The organism is Herbidospora sp. RD11066 (assembly GCF_054661255.1).
In genome coordinates this window covers 59,732-80,139 of the sequence record NZ_BAAGDO010000001.1, presented here as the reverse complement: position 1 = coordinate 80,139, position 20,408 = coordinate 59,732, and the positions used below count along the sequence as shown (strand labels likewise).

Sequence of the window (20,408 nt, the reverse complement as noted above, 5' to 3'; positions counted from 1 at the left end):
CCGCATGCGCAAGTCCGCGAAGTTCCGCAGCAAGGCGCGCAAGTTCGCCCTCAACGCGACCGCCACGGCCGTCTTCGTCGTGGCGATGTTCCCCGTGTACTGGATGGTCTCGACGGCGTTCAAGACCAACGACCAGATCTTCACCACGGAGTTCATCCCGTTCCCGACGAGCTTCACCTTCGAGCACATCGAACGCGTGCTCAGCGAGGGCGTGGCCGGCAACTCCATCTGGCTCTACCTGCGCAACAGCGCGATCGTCGCCCTCGGCACGGTCGCGGTGGGCGCGGTCTTCTCGCTGCTGGCCGCGACCGCCGTCTCCCGCTTCAAGTTCAAGGGCCGCACCTCGTTCCTGATCACGCTGCTGGTCGTGCAGATGATCCCGGCCGAGGCCCTGCTCATCCCGCTCTTCCTGAGCATCAAGCGGCTGGGCCTGTACGACCAGCTGCTCGGCCTGATCGTCGTCAACGTCGGCCTGACCCTGCCCTTCGGCATCTGGATGCTGCGCACCTTCGTGGCGGCCGTACCGAAGTCGCTGGAAGAGGCGGCGTGGATCGACGGCGCGAGCCGGATGACGACGTTCTGGAAGGTGCTCTTCCCGCTGGTGGCGCCGGGCCTGGTGGCGACCAGCATCTTCTCCTTCATCACCGCGTGGAACGAGCTGATCTTCGCGCTGGTGCTGATGAGCGACTCGTCCGGTTACACGATGCCGGTCGCGTTGCAGTTCTTCTTCGGGCAGCGGGGCACCGACTGGGGCGCCATCATGGCGAGTTCGACCCTGATGACGATCCCCGTCGTCGTGTTCTTCCTGCTGGTGCAGCGGCGCATGGTCTCCGGACTCGTCGCCGGCGCCGTCAAGGGCTGACCAGCCCGAAACCCTTCCCTGAGCGGGCACGGCCCCCGGGCACACCCGGGGGCCGTCCCTTCCATGTCCCTGATCGGAGTCATGAGTTCCCATGCCTGGAGTACCCGCGAGCCACAGCGATCGGGGGCTGCGCCGTCTCGCGGCCGGCACGCTGCTCGTGACCTTCCGAGGCCTGACCGCGCCCGACTGGGTGCTGGACGGCCTCTCTGACGGTCTCGGCGGCGTCTGCCTCTTCGGTTTCAACGTCGAGAGCCCCGGCCAGGTGGCCGCGCTCACGTCGGTGCTGACCGGCGCCGGCGACCCGGTGATCTCGCTCGACGAGGAGGGCGGCGACGTCACCCGGCTGGCCTACCACGTGGGCAGCGAATATCCGGGCAACGCGGCGCTGGGCGCGGTCGACGACGTCGACCTGACCGAGCGGGTCTACCGCTCGATCGCCGGTGACCTCGTGAACGCCGGGGTGAACCTCGACATGGCCCCGTCGGCCGACGTGAACACCGCCGACGACAACCCCGTCATCGGCACCCGCTCCTTCGGCTCCGACCCCGCGCTGGTCTCCCGCCACACGGTCGCCGCCGTGCGCGGCCTCCAGTCGCTCGGCGTGGCCGCCTGCGTCAAGCACTTCCCCGGCCACGGCGCCACCACCGAGGACTCCCACCTGGCCATCCCGGTCGTGGACGCCACCCTGGAGGTCCTGCGCGAGCGCGAGCTGGCCCCCTTCCGCGCCGCGATCGAGGCGGGCACCCGGTCGATCATGACCGCCCACGTGGCCGTCCCCGCGCTGACCGGCAGCACCCCCGCCACGCTCAGCCCGAGGGCGCTCACGACGCTGCTGCGCGGCGAACTCGGCTACGACGGCGTCGTCGTCACCGACGCCCTCGACATGCACGCCATCACCAAGAGCGTGGGCCTGGGCGGCGGCGCGGTCCTGTCCCTGAAGGCGGGCGCCGACCTGCTGTGCATGGGCTCGATCCCGACGCGGGAAGAGACCGCCGCCGTCGTCGACGCCATCGTGGCCGCCGTCGTCGCGGGCGACCTGCCGATCGAGCGCCTCGAAGAGGCCGTCTCCCGTGCGCAGAGGCTCCGCGACTGGGCCCGCGAGACCCGCGTCCAGCACACCGGCGACACCGTGATCGGCCTCCAGGCCGCCCGCCGGGCGGTCCGCCTCACCGGCACCCGGACCACGCTGACCGACCCGTTCGTCGTCGAGGTCGACACCCCACCCACGATCGCCGTCGGCGACGTGCCGTGGGGCGTGGCGCCGTGGCTGCCGGACGCCGAGATCGTCCGCGTCAAGCCCGAAGAGGCGCAGGCCGCCGACCTGCTCGCCCGCGCCCAGGGCCGCTCACTGGTCGTCGTCGTCAAGGACGCCCACCGCTACCCCGCGAGCCGCGACCTGGTCACCGAACTCATCCGGGCCCGCCCCGACGGCGTCGTCATGGAGATGGGCCTGCCGATCTGGCGCCCCGAACACGGCGTGCACATCGCCACCTATGGCGCCGCCCGGGCCAACGCCCAGGCGGCGGTCGAACTCCTGACCGCCTAGGAGGCGAAGATCTCCTCGCGGGCCTGTTCGAGGGCGGCGATCACCGCGCCGCGCAGAACCGGGTTGCCCACGACCGACGAGGTCACCACCTGCGGCCGGATCGGGCAGATGCGGGCCACCGCCTGTTCGACCCGGCCGGTCAGGGACACCCCCCCGGCCAGCCCGACCTCTCCGGCCAGCACGATCAGCCCGGGGTCGAGCACCACGCACACCGACGCCACACCCAGCGCCAGCCGGGAGGCGATCTCGTCGAGCAGCCGGTCGCCCTGGTCTCCCGCGTCGGCGGCGGCGGTCACGCACTCGGCCGCCGTCGCCCCCTCGAAGCCCAGGTCACGCGCCAGGTCGAGCACCGCCACGGAGCTCACCAGCGACTGGAGACCGCCCGCCAGCGAGGGCAGCCGCCCCGGCTCGGAGCGCACGTCTTCGGCCAGCGGCACCCCGGGAACCGGCAGATAGCCGATCTCGCCCGCGCTGCCGGACCGGCCGCGGTGCAGCCGCCCGCCGAGCACCACGGCGAGACCGATGCCGCGCCCGACCCAGAGCAGCACGAAGTCGTCGACCTGCCGCGCCGCCCCCTTCGACCGCTCAGCGATGGCCGCAAGGTTCACGTCGTTCTCGATGCGCACGGACCGTTTCAGGTCGCGCGCCAGCGCCTCGTGGATGCCCTCGTGCCAGTGGGGCAGGTCGAACGAGAACTGCACGTCGCCGGTGCGCGGATCGACCACGCCCGGCGTGCCGATCGTGACGCCCTTCAGCCGCGACAGCGCGACCTTGGCCGACCGGCAGGCCTTCACCACGGCGTTGTGGACCATGGAGACGGGGTCGTCGGCGCCGTTGGGCAGCAGGGTGACCTCGGCCACCACGTCGCCCTTGATGTCGGCGATCGCCGCCGTCACGTGTTCGGGCCCGACGTCGAGCCCCGCCACATAGGCGCACGAGGCGATCACCCCGTAGAGGGCCGCGTTGGGCCCCCGGTTCCCGGCCTGCTCGCCCACGACCTCGACGAGCCCCCGCTCCTCGAGGCGTGAGAGCGTCTGCGACGCGGTCACCTTCGACAGTCCGGTCAGGTCGCCGATCTGGCCGCGCGTGAGCGGCCCGGACGACAACAGCAATTCGAGGGCGGCCCGGTCGTTGATCTCCCGGAGCAACCTGGGCACGCCAGGACGTCGCTCCATGTTCCTGCTTTCGATGGTCGCCCCCGCGAAACTGTCAACAAACTTTCCCGGCCAGCTTAGCGACTATACGGGCTCCCGGAAATTGGACCTTGATACCGCTCCCATATGGACGTAAGGATCATTTCCATGCGCCCCGTAGCGGCAGTGACCCTGGGCCTGCTCCTGTTCATGGACGCCGTCCGCGTCCTGCTCCCGTCCCTGATCACCATCTACGGCCAGGCCGGCGACACCCCACCCGAACAACTGGGCCTCTTCGCGGCGTTGTGGTTCGTCCTGCCGCTATTGGCACTTCTCATTCCGCCGCGATGGGCTTTGTTAGGCGGCGCCGGAGTTCTGGCACTGGGCCGGGTGGCCTTACAGGCCACCGACGGCGGTTTCCCCCAGCTGTATGTGAGCGCCGTCTCCGTGACCGCCGCCATCGTTTTTCTGTACGGCTCCGCCAAACTCGTGGCGAAATCCCACATCCGGCCGGCCCTTCCCCTCGGACTGGCGCTCTCCCAGGCCCTCCACCTGTCGATCGGCCACATCGACCTGGTCTGGCGCGACGGCCTCCTGCCGTGGATCCCAACAGTGTTGATCACCGCCGCCTTCGCCTGGGCCGTGCTGGGCGTTCGGCAGGCCGGCGACCTCGCCCCCGGCCGGTTGTGGTTCGCCCTCGGCCCCGCGATCCTGCTGGCCGGGATGTACCTGGGCCCGTCGGCGCTGATCGGCGAGGGAAGCGGCCCCCATGACCGCCTCTGGCCGACGCTCACGCTGCTGGCCGCCCTGGTCGTGCTGGCCGTGGCGGGGGTGGCGGGCCATCCGGCCCAGCTCGCGCCGATCCTGATGGGCGCGGGCGCCTGGTTCGCGCACTCGGACGGCCACCTCCAGATGGTCACGCTGCCGGTCTTCGCCCTCGGCCTGGGCTGGTGCCTGAACGTGGCCGGGGACGGCCCGCCGGGCCGCCGCCCGGGAATCGCGCTGCTGGGCGGCATGATCCTGTTCTTCGTCGGCACCTTCCTCTACTACGCCACCTACGACCTGAACCTCGGCATCGACAACGCCTCCATCCCGCTGGGCCTCGGCCTCATCGTCGCGGGGATGGGCGTCCGGCTGCCCGACCTGCCGCGGCTCCTCCCCGTGGTGGCCGCCGCGCTGGCGGTGGGCGCCCTGTGGGTGCTCCCCAAGGAGTGGGTCGTCCAGAGCCCCGGGCAGGCGGTCGACCGCGACGAGTTCACCCTGATCACGTACAACATCAGAATGGGTTTCGGCACCACGGGGACCCTCGACCTCGACGAGATCGCCGACTGGGCCGCCACGAAGAAGCCCGACGTCGTGCTGCTCAGCGAGGTCGACCGGGGCTGGTTCCTCAACGGCGGCCACGACGACCTCGACCGCATCGCCACCCGCCTGGGCATGCACTTCCACTTCGCCCCGGCCGCCGACGAGCTGTGGGGCGACGCCGTGCTGACCAACCTCCCGATCCGGAACATCCAGTCGGCGCCGCTGGTCACCGAGGGATATCCGACCGGCGCGCAGGCCCAGACGGTGGTGGTCGAGGTCGGCGGCAGGCCGGTCGGTATCGTCAACACCCACCTCCAGGAGCCGGAACTCCAGAGCGCCACCCTGCACAGCGTCACGCCCGAGCCGCCCGCCCTGATCGCGGGCGACCTCAACCTCACCCCCGCCGACCCCGCCTTCCAGGCCCTGCTCACCAAGATCGGCCTGACCGACCCGCTGAAGGATTTCGGCGACCCGCCGACGTCTCCGGCCGAGAATCCGGTCAAGCGGATCGACCACGTTCTGCTCACCGAGGGCCTCACCGCCGTGTCGGCCGAGGCGCCGAGGGTGCCGTTCTCCGACCACCTTCCGGTCGTGACGCGAATCCGGGTCGACTGAATAGAGGGGTACGAGGCCAACCAGTCCTAACCAGGCGGGATAATCGTTTACATGCGACTTTCTGCGCGTGTCGACTACGCCCTGCGGGCGGCGGCCGAGCTGGCCGCGTCCGGCGACGGCCCGACCACGGTGGGCGAGCTCGCCAAGGGCCAGGAGATGCCGCCCAAATACCTGGAGAACATCCTTCTCCAGATGCGCCGGGCCGGCCTGGTCCGCGGCCAGCGCGGCCCCGAGGGCGGATATGTGCTGGCCCGTCCGGCCAGCCAGATCTCCCTCGCCGACGTGATCCGCGCGGTCGACGGCCCCTTGGCCAACGTCCGCGGCGAGCGGCCCGAACACGTCGGCTACACCGGCGCGGCCCAATCGCTCCAGCAGGTCTGGATCGCCCTCCGGGCCAGCGAGCGGGCCATCCTCGAAGAGGTCACCCTCGACCAGATCGCCACCGGCGACCTCCCCAAGCGGGTGACCGACCTGTCCGACGACCCATCAGCCTGGGACTCCCCCAACGCCCCGGTCTGACACACCGACCTCCATGCCCGGCTTCCCGACGACCGGCGAACCGACGACCGAGGCGCTCGGGTCCGAGGCGCCCGAGTCCAGACGACTCGCGTCCGGGGCCGTGAAGCCTTGGGGCGCCGTGAAGCCTTGGGGCGCCGTGAAGCCTTGGGGCTCGGATGCCTGAGGGCGATGCCGTCTGGCGGGCGGCGAAGCGGTTGCGGGAGGCGCTCGACGACCGTGAGCTGACCCGCTCCGACTTCCGCGTGCCCCGCTACGCCACCGCCGACCTGCGCGGACGCCGGGTGCTGACCACGGCGTCCCGGGGCAAGCACCTGCTCACCCGGGTCGAGGGCGGCGTCACTCTCCACACCCATCTGCGCATGGAGGGGCGCTGGCGGATCACCCAGGCAGGCGCTCCCCTCAGGGGCGGCGACGTCGTGCGGGTCGTGCTGGCCAACACCGTTTGGCAGGCGGTCGGGACGAAGCTGGGCGTGGTCGACCTGCTGCCGACGTCCAGGGAGGACGAGGTCGTGGGTCACCTGGGCCCCGACCTGCTCGGCCCCGACTGGGACATCGAAACGGCGGCGGCGAATCTACAAAGAGCACCCGATCGGACGATCGGGGAGGCACTGCTCGACCAGCGCAATCTGGCGGGGATCGGCACGATATGGCGTGCGGAGACGCTCTTCGTCGCCCGGGTCTGGCCGTGGCGGCGCGCCGGAGACGTGGCGGATGTGGCGGGGCTGGCCGAGACGGCCCATCGCCTGATGGACGCGGGCAAGGACGAACATGGACCGGTCACGACCGGCGACCCGAGACCGGGTCGTGAGCTGTTCGTCTACGGCAGGGAACACCGCCCCTGCCGCGTGTGCGGAACGAGCGTCGAACGTGAAGAGATGGGGTCACAGCCGCAGGAGCGGCTGATCTACTGGTGCCCGCGCTGCCAGCGGGGCTAGGCGGCCACCATGTCCTTGACTTCGGGGAAACCGTCGAACTCCGGCCCGGAGGGCACGGTCTCCGTGATGGGCAGGCGCTCACGCTCGGGCACGTCGGCCAGAACAGGCGCGTGCTGAAGCTCGGCGAGAGCGAACTGATCGGAGACTTCCCGCAGCACCTGCGACAGCGGCACGCCAAGGGCACCGCAGATCGAGGCGAGCAGCTCGGACGACGCCTCCTTCTGACCGCGCTCCACCTCGGACAGATAACCGAGGGAAACACGGGCCAGCGTGGAGACTTCGCGCAGCGTGCGACTCTGCCGCACGCGTAGCCGCCGCAGGACGTCGCCGAGAAGCTGACGCAGCAGGACCATCTGTCGCTCCCTTCCCGGCGCGGGAGTCGTCACGACGCTCCGCGCTTTCGGTTCATATCGCCCGTTCTTTCCACGCCCTTCGTACATACTCCTCGCCGTCATCATTGGGTCGCTCGGCCCCTGCGCCGGGCGCGCGGTGGACTTACTCCTCGCCGATGGCTCACGGACCTCACTCACAGCTCCACCGTACCTGTATCGAGCGACACCACGGCAGACCATGGTGAGCATGTTCGCTGGGGACGTAACGCGGTAATCACCCCGAATGTTCCCCCGAATTGGTCAGTAGCACACCTAGAAGTAGATCCAAAGCCATCTCACACGTATGGATACGTATGGAGTGACGGTCTCCGGTCAACCGCAGGTCAACGACTTTCAAGGTGCCCTCGGGACCGCTCAGCCCGCAGAAGACGGTGCCGACCGGTTTCCCGTCTTGGGGGTCGGGGCCGGCCACGCCGGTCACCGCGATCGCCCAGGTCGCGCCGGTGAGGCCACGGACCCCTGCGGCCATCTCGGCCGCGACGCCGGGGTGGACGGCGCCCTCGGCGGCCAGCAGCCCCTCGGAGACGCCGAGCAGCTTCGCCTTCAAATCGGTGGCGTAGCTGATCACCCCGCCGACGAAGGCGGCCGACGAGCCGGGCACCTCCGTCACGGTGGCCCCGATGAGCCCACCGGTCAGCGATTCGGCCACGGCGAAGGTCTCACCCCGCTCCGCGAGCAGGGAGACGATCTTCGCTGCGGTCGAATGGGTCACACCTGTTCCCTCCGGGCCACCTGACGGAGCCTCACTGCCCGCACAACGTAGTCGACGCCGGTGGCCACCGTCACGAGGATCGCGGTGCCCATGGTGGCCCAGCGGATGATGTCGGGCAGGCCGGGCGCGAGGAAGAAACCGATCGCGAAGATCTGGAGCACCGTCTTGATCTTGCCGCCGGTGCTGGCCGGGATGACGCCGAAGCGGATGAACGCGAACCGCAGCAGCGTGACGCCCAGTTCCCTGACGATGATGACCACCGTCACCCACCAGGGGATCTCACCCAGGATCGACAGGCAGACCAGCGCCGACCCGATGAGCGCCTTGTCGGCGATCGGGTCGGCCATCTTGCCGAAGTCGGTGATCAGGCCGTATTTACGGGCCAGGAAGCCGTCGAGCTGGTCGGTGATCGAGGCGAACATGAAGACGCCGAGGGCGGCCAGCCGCCAGCCGGTGCCCTCGACGAACAGGAACACGATGAACGCGGGGACGACCAGCAGCCGCGCGACCGTGAGCGCGTTGGCGATGTTCCAGGGGCTCACGGGAGGCGCGGGCGGTTCGACCGGGTCGGTGACCACCAGTCGTTCCGGGGCGTCGTCGGCCACGACCGACGGCGGCGGGTCGTTGCTCTGACTCACGTCGAAGCCTTGATCCTCGCGATCAGGTCAACCCCTTCCGAGTCGACCGCGACGGCGCGCACGATCTGACCCGGCACCAGCCCGATGCCCTGGACCGTGACCGATCCGTCGACCTCGGGACCCTGGTGGGCGGCGCGGCCCTCGTAGCCGCCGTCGCCCAGGTCGTCTTCGACCAGGACCGACAGCTCGGTGCCGATGCGCTCCTCGGCGCGCTGGCTGGTGAGCTCCTCGGCCAGCTCGCTGAGGGCGGCGACCCGCTCGTCGACCAGGTCGGGGTCGAGCTTGCCGTCGAACCCGGCGGCCTCGGTGCCGTCTTCGTCGGAGTAGCCGAAGACGCCGATGACGTCGAGCCTGGCCTCGGTCAGGAAGTCGACCAGCTCGCCGAACTGCTCCTCGGTCTCACCGGGGAAGCCGACGATGAAGTTGGAGCGCACCCCGGCCTCGGGGGCGCGGTCGCGGATCTGCTTCAGCAGCCCGAGGAACTGGTCGGGGTCGCCGAAGCGCCGCATGCGCCGCAGGACGGGGTTGCTGGCGTGCTGGAACGACAGGTCGAAGTAGGGGGCGATGCCCTCGGTCCCGGCGATGACGTCGAGCAGGCCCGGGCGGAGCTCGGCGGGCTGCAGGTAGCTGACCCGCACCCGGTCGATGCCCTCGATGACGGCCAGCTGCGGCAGCAGCTTCTCCAGCGCCCTCAGATCGCCCAGGTCCTTGCCGTAGGACGTGGAGTTCTCGCTGACCAGGACGAGCTCCCGCACGCCCCGGTCGGCCAGCCAGAAGGCCTCGGCGAGCAGATCCTCGGGATGCCGCGACACGTAGGCGCCGCGGAAGGCCGGGATGGCACAGAAGGTGCAGCGCCGGTCGCAGCCCGAGGCCAGTTTCAGCGAGGCTACCGGGCCACCGGTCAACCGCCGCCGGAGCGTGCGCGGCCCGGAGGCGGGCGCCAGCCCGCTCGGCAGGTCGCCGTGCCCCGGCACCGCGACGGGCGAGGCGTGGCGCTCGACCGGGGTGATGGGCAGCAGGGTGCGCCGGTCTCGCGGCGTGTGGGGGGTCAGCGCCCGCCCTTCGAGCACGTCGTCGAGGCGGGCGCCGATGTCGGTGTAGTCGTCGAACGACAGCACCGCCGCGGCTTCGGGCAGCGCACCGGCCAGCTCCGCGCCGTAGCGCTCGGCCATGCAGCCGGCCGCGACGACCTTGGCGCCGGAGTCGGCCGCCGCGAGCATGGTGTCGATCGAGTCTTTCTTCGCCGACTCGATGAAGCCGCAGGTGTTGACCACGATCACGTCAGGGTCGTCGTCGCCGAGCGCCCAGCCCGAGGCTTCGAGGCGCGCGGCGAGCTCCTCGGAGTCGACCTCGTTGCGGGCGCAGCCCAGCGTGATCATCGATACGGTTCGGCGTGCAGACATGATGAAGCTACGGTATCGGGGATCTGCCACTACCGGGGACGCGGGATGTCGAGCCCGTACGTCTTGCGGACCGTCTCCCCCGCCCGGCCCGGGCTGCCCAGGTCCTGGCCGTTCACGTTGAGCTGCACCGACCCCGCGTTGCCGAAGGTCAGCTTCACCTTGTCCTTGATCCGGAAGCTGCGGGTGTTCCCGGTCGGGATCACCCCCATGAAGACGCGCTTGTTCTTGGCGTCGCGCACCTGGATCCAGGCCTCGCTGAGCGCCTTGATCTTCACGGTCACGTGGGTCGCCTTCGCCGGGACCGCCGGGGCCGCGGGTGCGGCCTTGGCCGCCGCCGGGGCCGACTTGACCTTGACGGCCTGCTGCTCGGGCGCCTTGATCGCGCTGCCCATGATGCGCCCGATGCCGAACACGGCCACGATGGCCAGGGCGACCGCCATCGCGAGCGTCCAGTTGGGCGCCCGGCGTTCGCGCAGCTTGATGCCCTTGTCGATCGGATACATCGCGCCCACGCCGGGGCGTGGACCGCCCGTCAGGGCGTCGTACTCACGGACCAGGGCATCGCCCTCCAGGCCCAGTTCGCGGGCCAGCGCCCGCAGGTGACCACGGGCGTAGAAGTCTCCGTTGCAGGCGGAGAAGTCGTCTCGCTCGATCGCGGCGATGATCGCCTCGCGGATCCGGGTGCGCTGGCTCAGGTCGGCTACGGACAGCCCTCTCTGCTCCCGCGCCTCCGAAATCGTTCCACCGATGGACATCTGCGGCCCCCCGCCCATCCCGACGCTGTGTAGTGAGTCACATTCAATCAGTAACAACACTATGATGTGGCGTCGGGGTCACCACCCCGGAGATCCGCGAGCAGCCCGGCGAGTTCGTCCGGCTTCACCATCACGTCGCGGGCCTTGGAGCCCTCGCTCGGGCCCACGACGTTGCGCGATTCGAGCAGGTCCATCAGGCGGCCCGCCTTGGCGAAGCCGACCCGCAGCTTGCGCTGGAGCATCGACGTCGAGCCGAACTGGGTCGTCACGATCAGCTCCGCGGCCTGGATCAGCAGGTCGAGGTCGTCGCCGATCTCCTCGTCGACCTCCTTCTTCGCCGCGGCCGTGGGGGCGACGTCCGGGCGGTATTCGACCTGCATCTGGGTCTTGCAGTGGCCGACGACCTCGGCGATCTCCTTCTCCGACACGAAGGCGTTCTGGAGCCGCATCGGCTTGCTCTGGCCCATGGGCAGGAACAGCGAGTCGCCCTGGCCGACCAGCTTCTCGGCGCCGGGCTGGTCGAGGATGACCCGCGAGTCGGCCAGCGACGAGGTGGCGAACGCCAGCCGCGAGGGCACGTTGGCCTTGATCAGGCCGGTCACGACGTCGACAGAGGGCCGCTGGGTGGCGATCACCAGGTGGATGCCGGCGGCGCGGGCGAGCTGGGTGATCCGCACGATCGAGTCTTCGACGTCGCGCGGGGCGACCATCATGAGGTCGGCGAGCTCGTCGACGATCACCAGCAGGTAGGGGTAGGGCTGGTAGACCCGCTCGCTCCCGGGCGGGGCGGTCAGGGCCCCGGCACGGACGGCCTTGTTGAAGTCGTCGACGTGCCGGAAACCGCTGGCGGCCAGGTCGTCGTAGCGGCGGTCCATCTCGCCCACGACCCAGTCGAGGGCCTCGGCGGCCTTCTTCGGGTTGGTGATGATGGGCGTGATGAGGTGCGGGATGCCCTCGTAGGCGCTCAGTTCGACGCGCTTGGGGTCGACCAGGACCATGCGCACCTCGTCGGGCGTGGCGCGCATCAGCACCGAGGTGATCAGGCCGTTGATGCACGTCGACTTGCCCGCGCCGGTGGCGCCCGCGATGAGGATGTGCGGCATCTTGGCGAGGTTGGCGACTATGGTGCGGCCCTCGACGTCCTTGCCGAGGCCGACGATCATCGGGTGCTGGTCGTTCTGGGCCACCTGCGAGCGCAGCACGTCGCCGAGCGAGACCAGGTCCTTGTCGACGTTGGGGATCTCCACCCCGATCGCCGACTTGCCGGGAATCGGCGACAGGATCCGGACGTCGGCCGACTTGACGGCGTAGGCGATGTTCTTGGTGAGCGCGGTGACCTTCTCGACCTTGACCGACGGGCCGAGCTCGATCTCGTAGCGGGTCACCGTCGGGCCACGGGTGAAACCGGTCACCTGGGCGTCGATGGCGAACTGCTCCAGCACGCTGGTCAGGGCGTTCACGACGATCTTGTTGGCCTTGGTCTCGGCCTTCGGCGCGCTGCCCGCCCGCAGCATCTGCGGGTCGGGGAGCGTGTAGGGGCCGGCCTGCGGCGAGAGCATGAGCTGCTCGACCTTGCGCGGCGCCGGGGTCGGCTCGGGCGGGATCGTCTGCTGCGGGACCGGCGGCTCGTCGGCCGGCACGGGCGGCGGCAGCGGCACGTCGTCGACCAGGCCCGGGACGATCTCGGGCGAATGGTCTTTCACCGGCTCGCGCAGGATGGGCGTGTCGTAGGGCTTGACGTGCTCGCCCGGCTCCGGGCGCGCCGGCTTCTTCTTCGGCTTCTTCTCGCCGGACCCCTCGAAGGGCTTCTGGAACAGCAGGACCTTGATCTCGCCCAGCCGCTCGGGCACCCGGTGGATGGGCGTGGCGGTGACCACCAGCACGCCGAACCCGGCCAGCATCAGCAGCAGCGGGATCGTGATGAACGACGGCAGGATGCTGTCGGGCGGCGCCGACACGATGAACCCGAGCATGCCCCCGGCGGCCGAGACCTTGTCCATCCCGTCGTTCGAGGTGCCCGCCGGATAGGGGGTGCCGTGGGCGACGTGCACGATGCCGAGGATCCCGGCCGCGAGTGCGGTGAACCCGATCAGCATGCGGCCCGTCTCGCCGTTCTGGTCGGGATGGCGCAGCAGCCGCCAGGCGATCAGGCCCATGATCAGCGGAATCGCCCAGAAGAGCGACCCGACCGTGCCGCGCACGACCGCGTCGACCACCATGGCCACCTGGCCCTTGGTCGTCCGCCAGGTCATCGCGGCCAGCACGATCGCCCCCGCCAGCACGGCCAGCCCGAGGCCGTCGCGCCGGTGGGCCGGGTCGAGGTCGCGGGCGCCGTTGCCGATGGCCCGCGCCGCGCCGCCGATGGCGTTGGCGAGCAGCGTCCAGATGCCGACGACGAGCTTGCCGATCATCAGGAACACCCACGAGAGCGGATCGTTCCCGGTGCCGATCGGCCGCTTGGGCGGCGCCGCTTTCCGGCGGGGCGGTGGCGCCTTCTTCTTGACGGGCGGGCGGGGGGCGGGTCGAGGCGTCTGCCGAGACGTCGGCCGCTTCCCACCGGAGGACGCACGGGTGGCCATGATGGTCACGGTATTGCGCAAGCGCCCCATAAACACGTAAGGCAGCCGAGCGTGTCGGAAGCACCGCCGGGAACCTCCCCGCCGTCGTGCGCGGAAAGGCCTTCTTTCTTTACGGCTCCGCACACCCTCCGGCCATGCGAGCGGCGCCGGTCTCCCCCCGACGCCGGAGCCCGATGCGATGGGGCGGCGCCCAGGTCGTACAGGAGAAAACGCCGGCCCCCGTGAGGGCCGGCGCTTCCTTTTCTGTCGCCCGGTCAGGTCAGGTAACCGGGTGACCTTCTAGATGGAGATGCGTCCCGCGCCCGCGCCGCTGGTCACCGACGACTTCACGTTGGAGGCCGTCTCGACGGAGTAGGAGTACGGGATCGAGTTGACGCTGCCGCCCGCCTGGCCCGTGCCCGAGTTGACGAAGTGGTTGTTGCGGGCCACCAGGGTGCCGGGGCCGGAGTCGCCCTCGCCCAGGTGGTAGGGGTCTTCGGTGTTCTCGAAGTAGTTGCCCTCGACGAGCACGCCCGCGCCCTCGGTGGAGGCCACGCCGTAGCTGGTCACGCCGCCGTAGTAGTTGTTGTAGACGTGCACCGGGTTGCCGAACCGGACGCGCGGGTGACGCTGGCCGGTGCCGTCGAACCAGTTGTGGTGGTAGGTCACCCGCAGGTGGCCGCGGTCCTCGGAGCCGTTGCCGTCGTCGTGGCCGAGCAGCATCGACTTGTCGTGGTCGTAGATGCGGTTCCACGAGACGGTCACGTAGTCGCTGGCGCGCTTGATGTCGATGGCGCCGTCGTAGCCGTTGGACAGGGTGTTGTGGTCGATCCAGACCCGAGTGGAGTACTGGACGTTGATGCCGTCGTCGTTCCAGTTCCGGAACGTCAGGTTGCGGATGATCACGTTGGAGGCGTTGGAGACGTTCAGGCCGCAGCCCTGGATCACCGCGCCCGAGTTACCGATGATCGACTTGTTCGAGCCGACCGAGATCATGCCCGAGCACGAGATCGTCCCGGACACCCGCACGACCGCGGAGCCGGAGCCGGAGACCGCGCTGGCCAGCGCCGACGAGCTGGTCACCGTGGTGGGCGAGGTGCTGCCGCCGCCGGTGGTGCCGCCGCCCTGGGTGGCCCAGCCGACCAGTCCGCCGGGCGGCGGGCCGACCGTGGGAGTGGGCGTCGGGGTGGGGCCGACCGTGGGGGTCGGCGTCGGCTGCGGGCCGCTCGACGGGGTGAACGTCCAGTGCTTGGTGACGACGTTGTCGCACGAGTTCTGCTGGATCACGGCGTTCGACGCGGTCGAGTTGTCGCGCGTGTTCACGCACTTGGCGCCGTTGCCGTTGATGATCCGGGTGCCGTTCGAGGCGTCCGAGAACGTCCACGTCTGGCTGGCCGAGCCGTTGCAGGTCTGCTGCACGATGGCCTTGCCCGCCGAGCTGCTGTTGTCCTGGACGCCCAGGCACTTGCCGCTGTGACCGGCGGTGATGCGGTAGCCGCCGCTCTGGGCGGTGAGGGTGAAGCGCTGGTTGGTGGTGCCGGTGCAGGCGTACTGGATCAGCCCGGCGTTGTCGGCCGTGCTGAAGTTCAGCACGTCGAGGCAGAGGTTGCTGCCCCGGTTGACGACGGAGTAGGTTCCCGCGCCGGGAGCGGCCTGGGCACTGGTGGCCAAGGGGATGACCACACCGGCGACGGCCATGACGGCGGCGCCGAAGACGGCGAGCAACCGTCCTCTGACACTCAATCTGGACACGTGTGAAGCTCCTCTCTCAGATTCGGTGCACAACATAAGCGCACGTTTCATGTAGTGAAACGGTGAGGTCCTGGCGATCTCTGCGACGTGGGCGTACGGGAAATGAGGGCTGAAAGTTTCATGACATGGAACAGTTTTCTATGTGTTGACACGCCGTTCTGTGTAGTGGAATCTCCAAGGCATGTCAGCTCTCGATTGGTCGGTCCTGGCCGCCTACTTCGTCGTGATGATCGGCATCGGCGTCTGGTCCAAGGGCCGCATTCACACCGTCATCGACTTCTTCACCGCCCGAGGCCGCATCCCCTGGTGGCTGGCCGGGATCTCGCACCACATGTCCGGCTACAGCGCGATCATGTTCGTCGCGTTCGCGGCGGTGGCGTACAACTACGGACTGGCCATGTACGTGTGGTGGGCCCTCACCATCGGCATCGGCGTCGGCATCGGGGCGTTCCTGTGGGCCGCGCGGTGGAACCGGCTGCGCGCGGTGCACGGCGTGGCCTCGCCGCTCGAATACCTGGCCCGGCGCTACAACCTGCCGGCCCAGCAGGTGCTCGCCTACAGCGGCGCGCTGCTGAAAGTGGTCGACATCGCCGCCAAATGGGTGGCCATCGCGATCCTGTTACGCGGGTTCGCGGGCATCCCCATCTTCTGGGGCATCCTGATCACCGGCCTGGTCACCATGGTCTACATCACGGCCGGAGGGCTCTGGGCCGACGTCCTCACCGACTTCGGGCAGTTCGTCATCCAGGGCGTCGCCGGGATCGCGATGTTCTTCGCCGTGCTGAGCCATCTCGACGGGCTCCCGACGCTGTGGACGATGTGGGACAGGCTGCCCGAAGGGCACGGTGACCCGTTCGCGGGGCCGTACACGGTGACGTTCTTCCTGGCGCTGCTGTTCATCAAGACCTTCGAGTACAACGGCGGGATGTGGAACCTGGCGCAGCGCTACATGGCCGCGCCGAGCGGCAGCGACGCGAAGCGCTCCGCGCTGCTGAGCAGCGCGCTCTGGCTGGTCTGGCCGCTGATCCTGTTCGTGCCGATGTTCGCGGCGCCGCTCATCGTGCCGGGCCTGGCCAACGCCGAGGAGGCCTATGTGAAGCTCGCGCAGACGCTGCTGCCGCAGGGGATCATCGGGCTGGTGCTGGCGGGCTTCTTCTCCCACACGATGGCCATGGTCTCCTCCGACGCCAACGTGATCTCCTCGGTGATCACCCGCGATATCGCGCCCGTGCTGATGCCCCGCCTGCGCCGCCTGGCCGACGCGGCCCAGCTCACCTTCGCCCGCGTCACGACCTTCGCGTTCGTGCTGATCAGCATGTTGATCGCGATCACCACCGAGGGCCAGGGAGTGGTTCTGAAGATCGTGGTCGACCTGGTCGCCGCCACGATGGGCCCGATCTCGATCCCGCTGATGCTGGGCATGCTGCCGTGGTTCCGCCGCAGCGGCCCGTGGGCGGCCATCGTGTCGTGGGCCGCCGGGCTGGGCGTCTGGGCCTACGTGAAATGGATCATCGGCTCGACCGACCAGGCCGTGGTGGTCGGCGTGCCTCTGGTCACGTCTCTGGTCCTGTACGTGCTGGTCGGGTTCCTGCGCCCCGAGCGCAGCCCGGATCGCGACGAACTGATCGACTCGCTGGGCGACGATCGCGATCCGGCCCACACGTGACCTGCGGGTTCAGCGGTCGGACTCCAGCGTGCCCCCGTTGGCGACGTCGGACTTCTCGATCTCCCAGAAGACGATGCGCACCGCTTCGGGGCGGGCCTTCAGAATGTCCACGGCGGCCTCGGTGACGGCGGCGACGAACTCCCTGCGCTGGTCCATGGTGCGGCCGGACAACAGTTCCACGGTGATGTTGGGCATGACGTCCTCCCTAGGCGTTGCGTAAAATAAGACCATATTCCGCTACATGGAACAACAACAGAAGAAGGTGCGCATGGATGTGGTCGTGGCAGGCGAACCACTGATCGAATTCTCCGCCGACCGCCCGCTGACCGAGGCCGAGACCTTCCGGCTGTCCTTCTCCGGCGACGCCCTGAACGTGGCCGTCGCCGCGGCCGCCGCAGGGGCTCGCACCGCCCTCGTGGCCCGGCTCGGCGACGACGAGTTCGGCGAACGCCTGATCCGCTTCGCCGCAGGCCACGGCGTCGACACCCGCTGGCTGACGGCTGGCCCCGGCCCGACGGGCGCCTACGCCGTGGGCGCCGACCCGTCGGGGGAACGCGCCTTCGCCTACCTGCGCCAGGGGTCGGCCGCCTCCCGTCTGTCGTATGAGGATCTGGCGGACTCCCCCGCCGCCGTGGCCAGGGTGCTGGTGCTGAGCGGCATCACCGCCGCGTTGTCGGCCAGTTGTGAGAAGGCGGTGCGCACCGCCTCGGAGACCGCGACTGGTCAGGTCGTCTACGACGCCAACTTCCGGGCCCGCCTGACCGCCCCGGAAGCCGCCGCGGCGACCCTGCGCGCCGTCGCCCCGCACACCTCGGTGGTGAAACTTTCAGCCCCGGCCGACAGTCTCGCGCTGGTGGGCTCGGCGGATCCGGTCGAAACGGCCCATCGGCTCCGCGAACTCGGCGCCCCCTCGGTGGCCGTGACCATGGGCGCCGACGGGGTGCTGCTGGCCGACGGCGACGTCCTGCACGAGATACCCGCGGTCCCCGCGCGCCTGGTGGTCGACCAGACGGGCGCGGGCGACAACTTCACCGGCGCCATGGCCGCCTGGCTGGCCCGGGGCGCCTCCCTGCCCGAAGCGGTGAGGGCGGGCACCGCCGCGGCCTCACTCTCCCTGGCCGGACGCGGCGGCACGGGCCGAGTCGCGGCGGCGGCCGAGATCGAGGACCTGCTGGGAGACCCGGTCGGCGGCGGCTGAAAGATCACGGTTCCGGCGTAGGGCGAAGACGCCGGAGCGACCTGGCCCGGCGCGAGTCTCTCAGCGCCGGGTCAGGGTCGTCGGTGCGCCCAGAGCCAGGGACACCTCGCGGGCGGCCGACACGACGTCGGAGGCCAGTTCCTTCAGGGCCTCGGGCTCCAGGTCCATCGCGAGGGTGGAGATGGAGATGCCGCCGAGCACCTGGCCCGTGTGGTCGAAGACGGCCGCGCCGACGCAGCGGATGCCGGGCACGTTCTCCTCGTCGTCGATCGCGTAGCCGACCGCGCGGACGGCGACGAGGTGGGTGAGCAGCTCTTCTTCGCCCGTGAGGGTCTGGGGGGTGAGCTTGATGGGCTGGGTGCGGGCGACGATGCCGCGCACCTCGTCGTCGTCGAGCTGGGCCAGCACGGCCTTGCCGATGGCGGTCGAGTGGAGGCGCAGGCTCATGCCGACCCGTGAGGGCATCTGGTAGGGGCGGCGGCCTTCGAGTTTCTCGACGTAGACGGCCTCGTCGCCGCTGCGGATGGCGAAGTGGGTGGTGAAGCCGGTGCGTTCGTGGAGGCTGCGCAGGGCTCCGGCGGCCTGGCGGGCCGGGTCGAAGCGGCTCATCACGCGCCCGGCCAGGGTGAGGATGCGGGGGCCCGGTTCGTAGCCGCCGTTGCCGTCGGTGCGGGCGAAGCCCCACTCCACCAGTGACTGGAGGATGCGGTGCACCGTCGACTTCGAGACGCCCGTGGCCGCCGCGATGTCGGTGATCCGGTGATGCTCGGCGATCGCCTCGAGAACCGCGAGCGCCTTGTCGATGGAACTGCCTTCCCTGACCACGCCCTGAGCCTACTAGCGGGCCAGCCAGCCGCCGTCCACGGCCAGAACATGACCGTTGACGTAATTGGAGGCGGACGACGCCAGGAACACCGCGGCGCCCGCGATGTCCTCGGGGGTGCCCCACCGCCCGGCGGGGATGCGGGCGCGGATCGCGGGCTCCCTTTCTGCATCGCCCTGGAGCGCGGCGGTGTTGGCGGTGGCGACGTAACCGGGGGCGATGGCGTTGACCTGCACGCCCGACGGCGCCCATTCGCAGGCCAGCGCCTTGGTGAGCCCGGCGACGCCGTGCTTGGCCGCCGCGTAGCCGGGGACGGTCACGCCGCCCTGAAAGGAGAGCATCGACGCGAGCGTGATGATCTTCCCGTTCCCCCGGGCCAGCATCGGGACGCCGAACGCCCGGCACAGCAGGAAGACGGCGTCGAGGTTCACGTCGAGAACCTCTCTCCAGCTCGTGTACGAGTGCTCCGCGACCGGGGCGCGCCTGATGATGCCGGCGTTGTTGACCAGCACGTCCACCCGCACCGAAGCCAGTAGTTCGGCGGCGGCCGGGGCGATCGCCTCCGGCGCCGCCAGGTCGAGCACCCAGCGCCGGGCCTTGCGGCCGAGTGCGACCACGTCGGCCTCGACCTCGTCGAGGTCGTCGCGGTGGCCGTGGAGCACCAGATCGGCCCCTGCCTGGGCCAGCCCGACGGCGATGGCCCGCCCGATGCCGGTCCGCGCCCCGGTGACCAGCGCGGTCGTGCCCTCCAGGGAGAACGGGTTCACCGCAGGTCGCCGATCGCGACTGGGACGACGTCCTGGTAGTCCTGGTTCTCGCCGCCCATCGCCCAGACGAAGGCGTAACTGCGCGTACCGAAACCGCAGTGGACCGACCACGGCGGCGAGATGACCGCCTCGCGGTCGGCGAGCACCAGGTTGCGGGTCTCGGACGGCTCGCCCATCAGATGGATCACGCGGTCGTCGGGGCCGAGGCCGAAGTAGAGGTAGGCCTCGGTGCGGCGGTGGTGGGTGTGGCAGGGCATGGTGTTCCACATGCTGCCGGGGGCGAGCACCGTCACGCCGAGCACCAGCTGACAGCTCTGGATCCCGCCGGCGTGGATGTGCTTGTGGATCACCCGCTCGTTGGCGCCCTCCGGCCCGCCGAGGGCGACCGGTTCGGGGTCCTTCGACAGGGTGGTCGGATGGTCGGCGTGGGCCGTGGTGGAGACGAGGTAGAAGGCGCCGCCCTCGAAGACGACGTCGCGGGCGCCCCGGCCGACGTACAGGACCTCCTGGTGCGCCAGGTCGAACACGGTGCCGTCGACGGTCACCGTGCCGGGGTCGCCGATGTTGACGACGCCCAGTTCGCGGCGTTCGAGGAAGGTCGCCGAGCCCAGCGCCGACGGGCTCGGCAACGTGAGAGGCCCGGCGGCCGGGAGCGCGCCGCCGAGCACGAGACGGTCCTCGTGGGAGTACAGCAGCCGGACCTCCCCCGGGCGGAACAGGTCACCCGCCAGGAACCGGGCGCGGAGGCGCTCGGTCGTCATGCCGGGGATCTGGTCGGGGGCGGTGGCGTGCCGGACGTCCATCTCTCAACCCTCCACCTGATTCCATA

19 protein-coding genes are annotated in these 20,408 nt (G+C 70.0%); 7 read left to right on the top strand and 12 right to left on the bottom strand.

Going from position 1 to position 20,408, the window contains the following annotated elements; all coding sequences use genetic code 11:
* Nucleotides 1–4 precede the first annotated feature (4 nt).
* A complete protein-coding gene (locus ACYQ78_RS00340; RefSeq protein WP_459799727.1) occupies nt 5–862 on the top strand; it encodes a carbohydrate ABC transporter permease in 858 nt (285 codons plus the stop codon).
* 91 nt (nt 863–953) lie between these two features.
* Complete coding sequence (locus ACYQ78_RS00335; RefSeq protein WP_459798583.1) at nt 954–2,408, top strand: glycoside hydrolase family 3 protein; 1,455 nt, start codon at nt 954–956, stop codon at nt 2,406–2,408.
* Here ACYQ78_RS00335 and ACYQ78_RS00330 read toward each other — a convergent pair.
* Nucleotides 2,405–3,583: an ROK family transcriptional regulator gene (locus ACYQ78_RS00330; RefSeq protein ID WP_459798582.1), complete on the bottom strand. Its 1,179-nt coding sequence runs from the start codon at nt 3,581–3,583 to the stop codon at nt 2,405–2,407. The genes ACYQ78_RS00335 and ACYQ78_RS00330 overlap by 4 nt on opposite strands.
* A gap of 126 nt (nt 3,584–3,709) precedes the next feature.
* Between ACYQ78_RS00330 and ACYQ78_RS00325 the strand changes: the two genes are divergently transcribed.
* The 3 genes from ACYQ78_RS00325 to ACYQ78_RS00315 all read left to right on the top strand — a co-directional run bounded on the left by ACYQ78_RS00325 (nt 3,710) and on the right by ACYQ78_RS00315 (nt 6,915).
* Nucleotides 3,710–5,461, top strand: a complete 1,752-nt coding sequence (locus tag ACYQ78_RS00325) for an endonuclease/exonuclease/phosphatase family protein (RefSeq protein ID WP_459798581.1) — start codon at nt 3,710–3,712, stop codon at nt 5,459–5,461.
* 51 nt (nt 5,462–5,512) lie between these two features.
* Nucleotides 5,513–5,980: an RrF2 family transcriptional regulator gene (locus ACYQ78_RS00320; RefSeq protein WP_061294310.1), complete on the top strand. Its 468-nt coding sequence runs from the start codon at nt 5,513–5,515 to the stop codon at nt 5,978–5,980.
* 155 nt (nt 5,981–6,135) lie between these two features.
* Entirely contained in the window at nt 6,136–6,915 is a 780-nt protein-coding gene (locus ACYQ78_RS00315) for a DNA-formamidopyrimidine glycosylase family protein (protein ID WP_459798580.1), read from the top strand.
* Here the strand turns inward: ACYQ78_RS00315 and ACYQ78_RS00310 are convergent.
* The 7 genes from ACYQ78_RS00310 to ACYQ78_RS00280 form a co-directional block, all read right to left on the bottom strand.
* Complete coding sequence (locus tag ACYQ78_RS00310; RefSeq protein ID WP_030450836.1) at nt 6,912–7,268, bottom strand: helix-turn-helix domain-containing protein; 357 nt, start codon at nt 7,266–7,268, stop codon at nt 6,912–6,914. The two genes, ACYQ78_RS00315 and ACYQ78_RS00310, sit on opposite strands and share 4 nt — an antisense overlap.
* Before the next feature lie 253 nt (nt 7,269–7,521).
* Nucleotides 7,522–8,019 (bottom strand): CinA family protein, encoded by a 498-nt coding sequence (locus ACYQ78_RS00305; RefSeq protein ID WP_459798579.1) that lies wholly within the window; start codon nt 8,017–8,019, stop codon nt 7,522–7,524.
* Nucleotides 8,016–8,600: a CDP-diacylglycerol--glycerol-3-phosphate 3-phosphatidyltransferase gene (gene pgsA / locus ACYQ78_RS00300; RefSeq protein WP_459799726.1), complete on the bottom strand. Its 585-nt coding sequence runs from the start codon at nt 8,598–8,600 to the stop codon at nt 8,016–8,018. Before pgsA ends, ACYQ78_RS00305 begins: the two co-directional genes overlap by 4 nt.
* A gap of 53 nt (nt 8,601–8,653) precedes the next feature.
* Entirely contained in the window at nt 8,654–10,060 is a 1,407-nt protein-coding gene (gene rimO / locus ACYQ78_RS00295) for a 30S ribosomal protein S12 methylthiotransferase RimO (RefSeq protein WP_459798578.1), read from the bottom strand.
* 29 nt (nt 10,061–10,089) lie between these two features.
* The gene (locus ACYQ78_RS00290; protein WP_459798577.1) at nt 10,090–10,815 is read right to left on the bottom strand and encodes a helix-turn-helix domain-containing protein; all 726 of its coding nucleotides are present in this window, start codon (nt 10,813–10,815) and stop codon (nt 10,090–10,092) included.
* A gap of 59 nt (nt 10,816–10,874) precedes the next feature.
* Nucleotides 10,875–13,394 carry an FtsK/SpoIIIE family DNA translocase gene (locus ACYQ78_RS00285; RefSeq protein ID WP_459798576.1) on the bottom strand — a complete coding sequence of 840 codons (2,520 nt, stop codon included), beginning with the start codon at nt 13,392–13,394 and terminating at the stop codon, nt 10,875–10,877.
* Between the two features lie 279 nt (nt 13,395–13,673).
* Entirely contained in the window at nt 13,674–15,125 is a 1,452-nt protein-coding gene (locus ACYQ78_RS00280; protein ID WP_459798575.1) for a pectate lyase family protein, read from the bottom strand.
* Between the two features lie 181 nt (nt 15,126–15,306).
* Here ACYQ78_RS00280 and ACYQ78_RS00275 point away from each other — a divergent pair, with 181 nt between their 5' ends.
* Entirely contained in the window at nt 15,307–16,791 is a 1,485-nt protein-coding gene (locus ACYQ78_RS00275) for a sodium:solute symporter family protein (RefSeq protein WP_459798574.1), read from the top strand.
* A 9-nt stretch (nt 16,792–16,800) separates the two neighbouring features.
* On the opposite strand, the gene ACYQ78_RS00270 is transcribed toward ACYQ78_RS00275, so the two are convergent.
* A complete protein-coding gene (locus ACYQ78_RS00270) occupies nt 16,801–16,986 on the bottom strand; it encodes a tautomerase family protein (protein WP_459798573.1) in 186 nt (61 codons plus the stop codon).
* Between the two features lie 46 nt (nt 16,987–17,032).
* On the opposite strand from ACYQ78_RS00270, the gene ACYQ78_RS00265 reads away from it, so the two are divergent.
* Nucleotides 17,033–17,989, top strand: a complete 957-nt coding sequence (locus ACYQ78_RS00265) for a sugar kinase (RefSeq protein ID WP_459798572.1) — start codon at nt 17,033–17,035, stop codon at nt 17,987–17,989.
* A gap of 60 nt (nt 17,990–18,049) precedes the next feature.
* Here ACYQ78_RS00265 and ACYQ78_RS00260 read toward each other — a convergent pair whose 3' ends face one another.
* Genes ACYQ78_RS00260 through kduI form a run of 3 tightly spaced genes read right to left on the bottom strand, consistent with a single transcriptional unit; the run spans nt 18,050 to nt 20,382 of the window.
* Complete coding sequence (locus ACYQ78_RS00260; protein ID WP_459798571.1) at nt 18,050–18,814, bottom strand: IclR family transcriptional regulator; 765 nt, start codon at nt 18,812–18,814, stop codon at nt 18,050–18,052.
* Nucleotides 18,815–18,826: 12 nt separating this feature from the next.
* Nucleotides 18,827–19,579, bottom strand: a complete 753-nt coding sequence (locus ACYQ78_RS00255; RefSeq protein WP_459798570.1) for an SDR family oxidoreductase — start codon at nt 19,577–19,579, stop codon at nt 18,827–18,829.
* Complete coding sequence (gene kduI, locus ACYQ78_RS00250; protein ID WP_459798569.1) at nt 19,576–20,382, bottom strand: 5-dehydro-4-deoxy-D-glucuronate isomerase; 807 nt, start codon at nt 20,380–20,382, stop codon at nt 19,576–19,578. The genes ACYQ78_RS00255 and kduI overlap by 4 nt, the downstream gene beginning before the upstream one ends.
* Between the last annotated feature and the right edge of the window lie 26 nt (nt 20,383–20,408).

What these genes read in the sequence shown, in the direction of transcription:
- ACYQ78_RS00340 (WP_459799727.1), top strand. Translation starts at nt 5, where the DNA reads ATGCGCAAGTCCGCGAAGTTCCGCAGCAAGGCGCGCAAGTTCGCCCTC.
- ACYQ78_RS00335 (WP_459798583.1), top strand. Translation starts at nt 954, where the DNA reads ATGCCTGGAGTACCCGCGAGCCACAGCGATCGGGGGCTGCGCCGTCTC.
- ACYQ78_RS00330 (WP_459798582.1), bottom strand. Translation starts at nt 3,583, where the DNA reads ATGGAGCGACGTCCTGGCGTGCCCAGGTTGCTCCGGGAGATCAACGAC.
- ACYQ78_RS00325 (WP_459798581.1), top strand. Translation starts at nt 3,710, where the DNA reads ATGCGCCCCGTAGCGGCAGTGACCCTGGGCCTGCTCCTGTTCATGGAC.
- ACYQ78_RS00320 (WP_061294310.1), top strand. Translation starts at nt 5,513, where the DNA reads ATGCGACTTTCTGCGCGTGTCGACTACGCCCTGCGGGCGGCGGCCGAG.
- ACYQ78_RS00315 (WP_459798580.1), top strand. Translation starts at nt 6,136, where the DNA reads ATGCCTGAGGGCGATGCCGTCTGGCGGGCGGCGAAGCGGTTGCGGGAG.
- ACYQ78_RS00310 (WP_030450836.1), bottom strand. Translation starts at nt 7,268, where the DNA reads ATGGTCCTGCTGCGTCAGCTTCTCGGCGACGTCCTGCGGCGGCTACGC.
- rimO (WP_459798578.1), bottom strand. Translation starts at nt 10,060, where the DNA reads ATGTCTGCACGCCGAACCGTATCGATGATCACGCTGGGCTGCGCCCGC.
- ACYQ78_RS00290 (WP_459798577.1), bottom strand. Translation starts at nt 10,815, where the DNA reads ATGTCCATCGGTGGAACGATTTCGGAGGCGCGGGAGCAGAGAGGGCTG.
- ACYQ78_RS00285 (WP_459798576.1), bottom strand. Translation starts at nt 13,394, where the DNA reads ATGGCCACCCGTGCGTCCTCCGGTGGGAAGCGGCCGACGTCTCGGCAG.
- ACYQ78_RS00275 (WP_459798574.1), top strand. Translation starts at nt 15,307, where the DNA reads ATGTCAGCTCTCGATTGGTCGGTCCTGGCCGCCTACTTCGTCGTGATG.
- ACYQ78_RS00270 (WP_459798573.1), bottom strand. Translation starts at nt 16,986, where the DNA reads ATGCCCAACATCACCGTGGAACTGTTGTCCGGCCGCACCATGGACCAG.
- ACYQ78_RS00265 (WP_459798572.1), top strand. Translation starts at nt 17,033, where the DNA reads ATGGAACAACAACAGAAGAAGGTGCGCATGGATGTGGTCGTGGCAGGC.
- kduI (WP_459798569.1), bottom strand. Translation starts at nt 20,382, where the DNA reads ATGGACGTCCGGCACGCCACCGCCCCCGACCAGATCCCCGGCATGACG.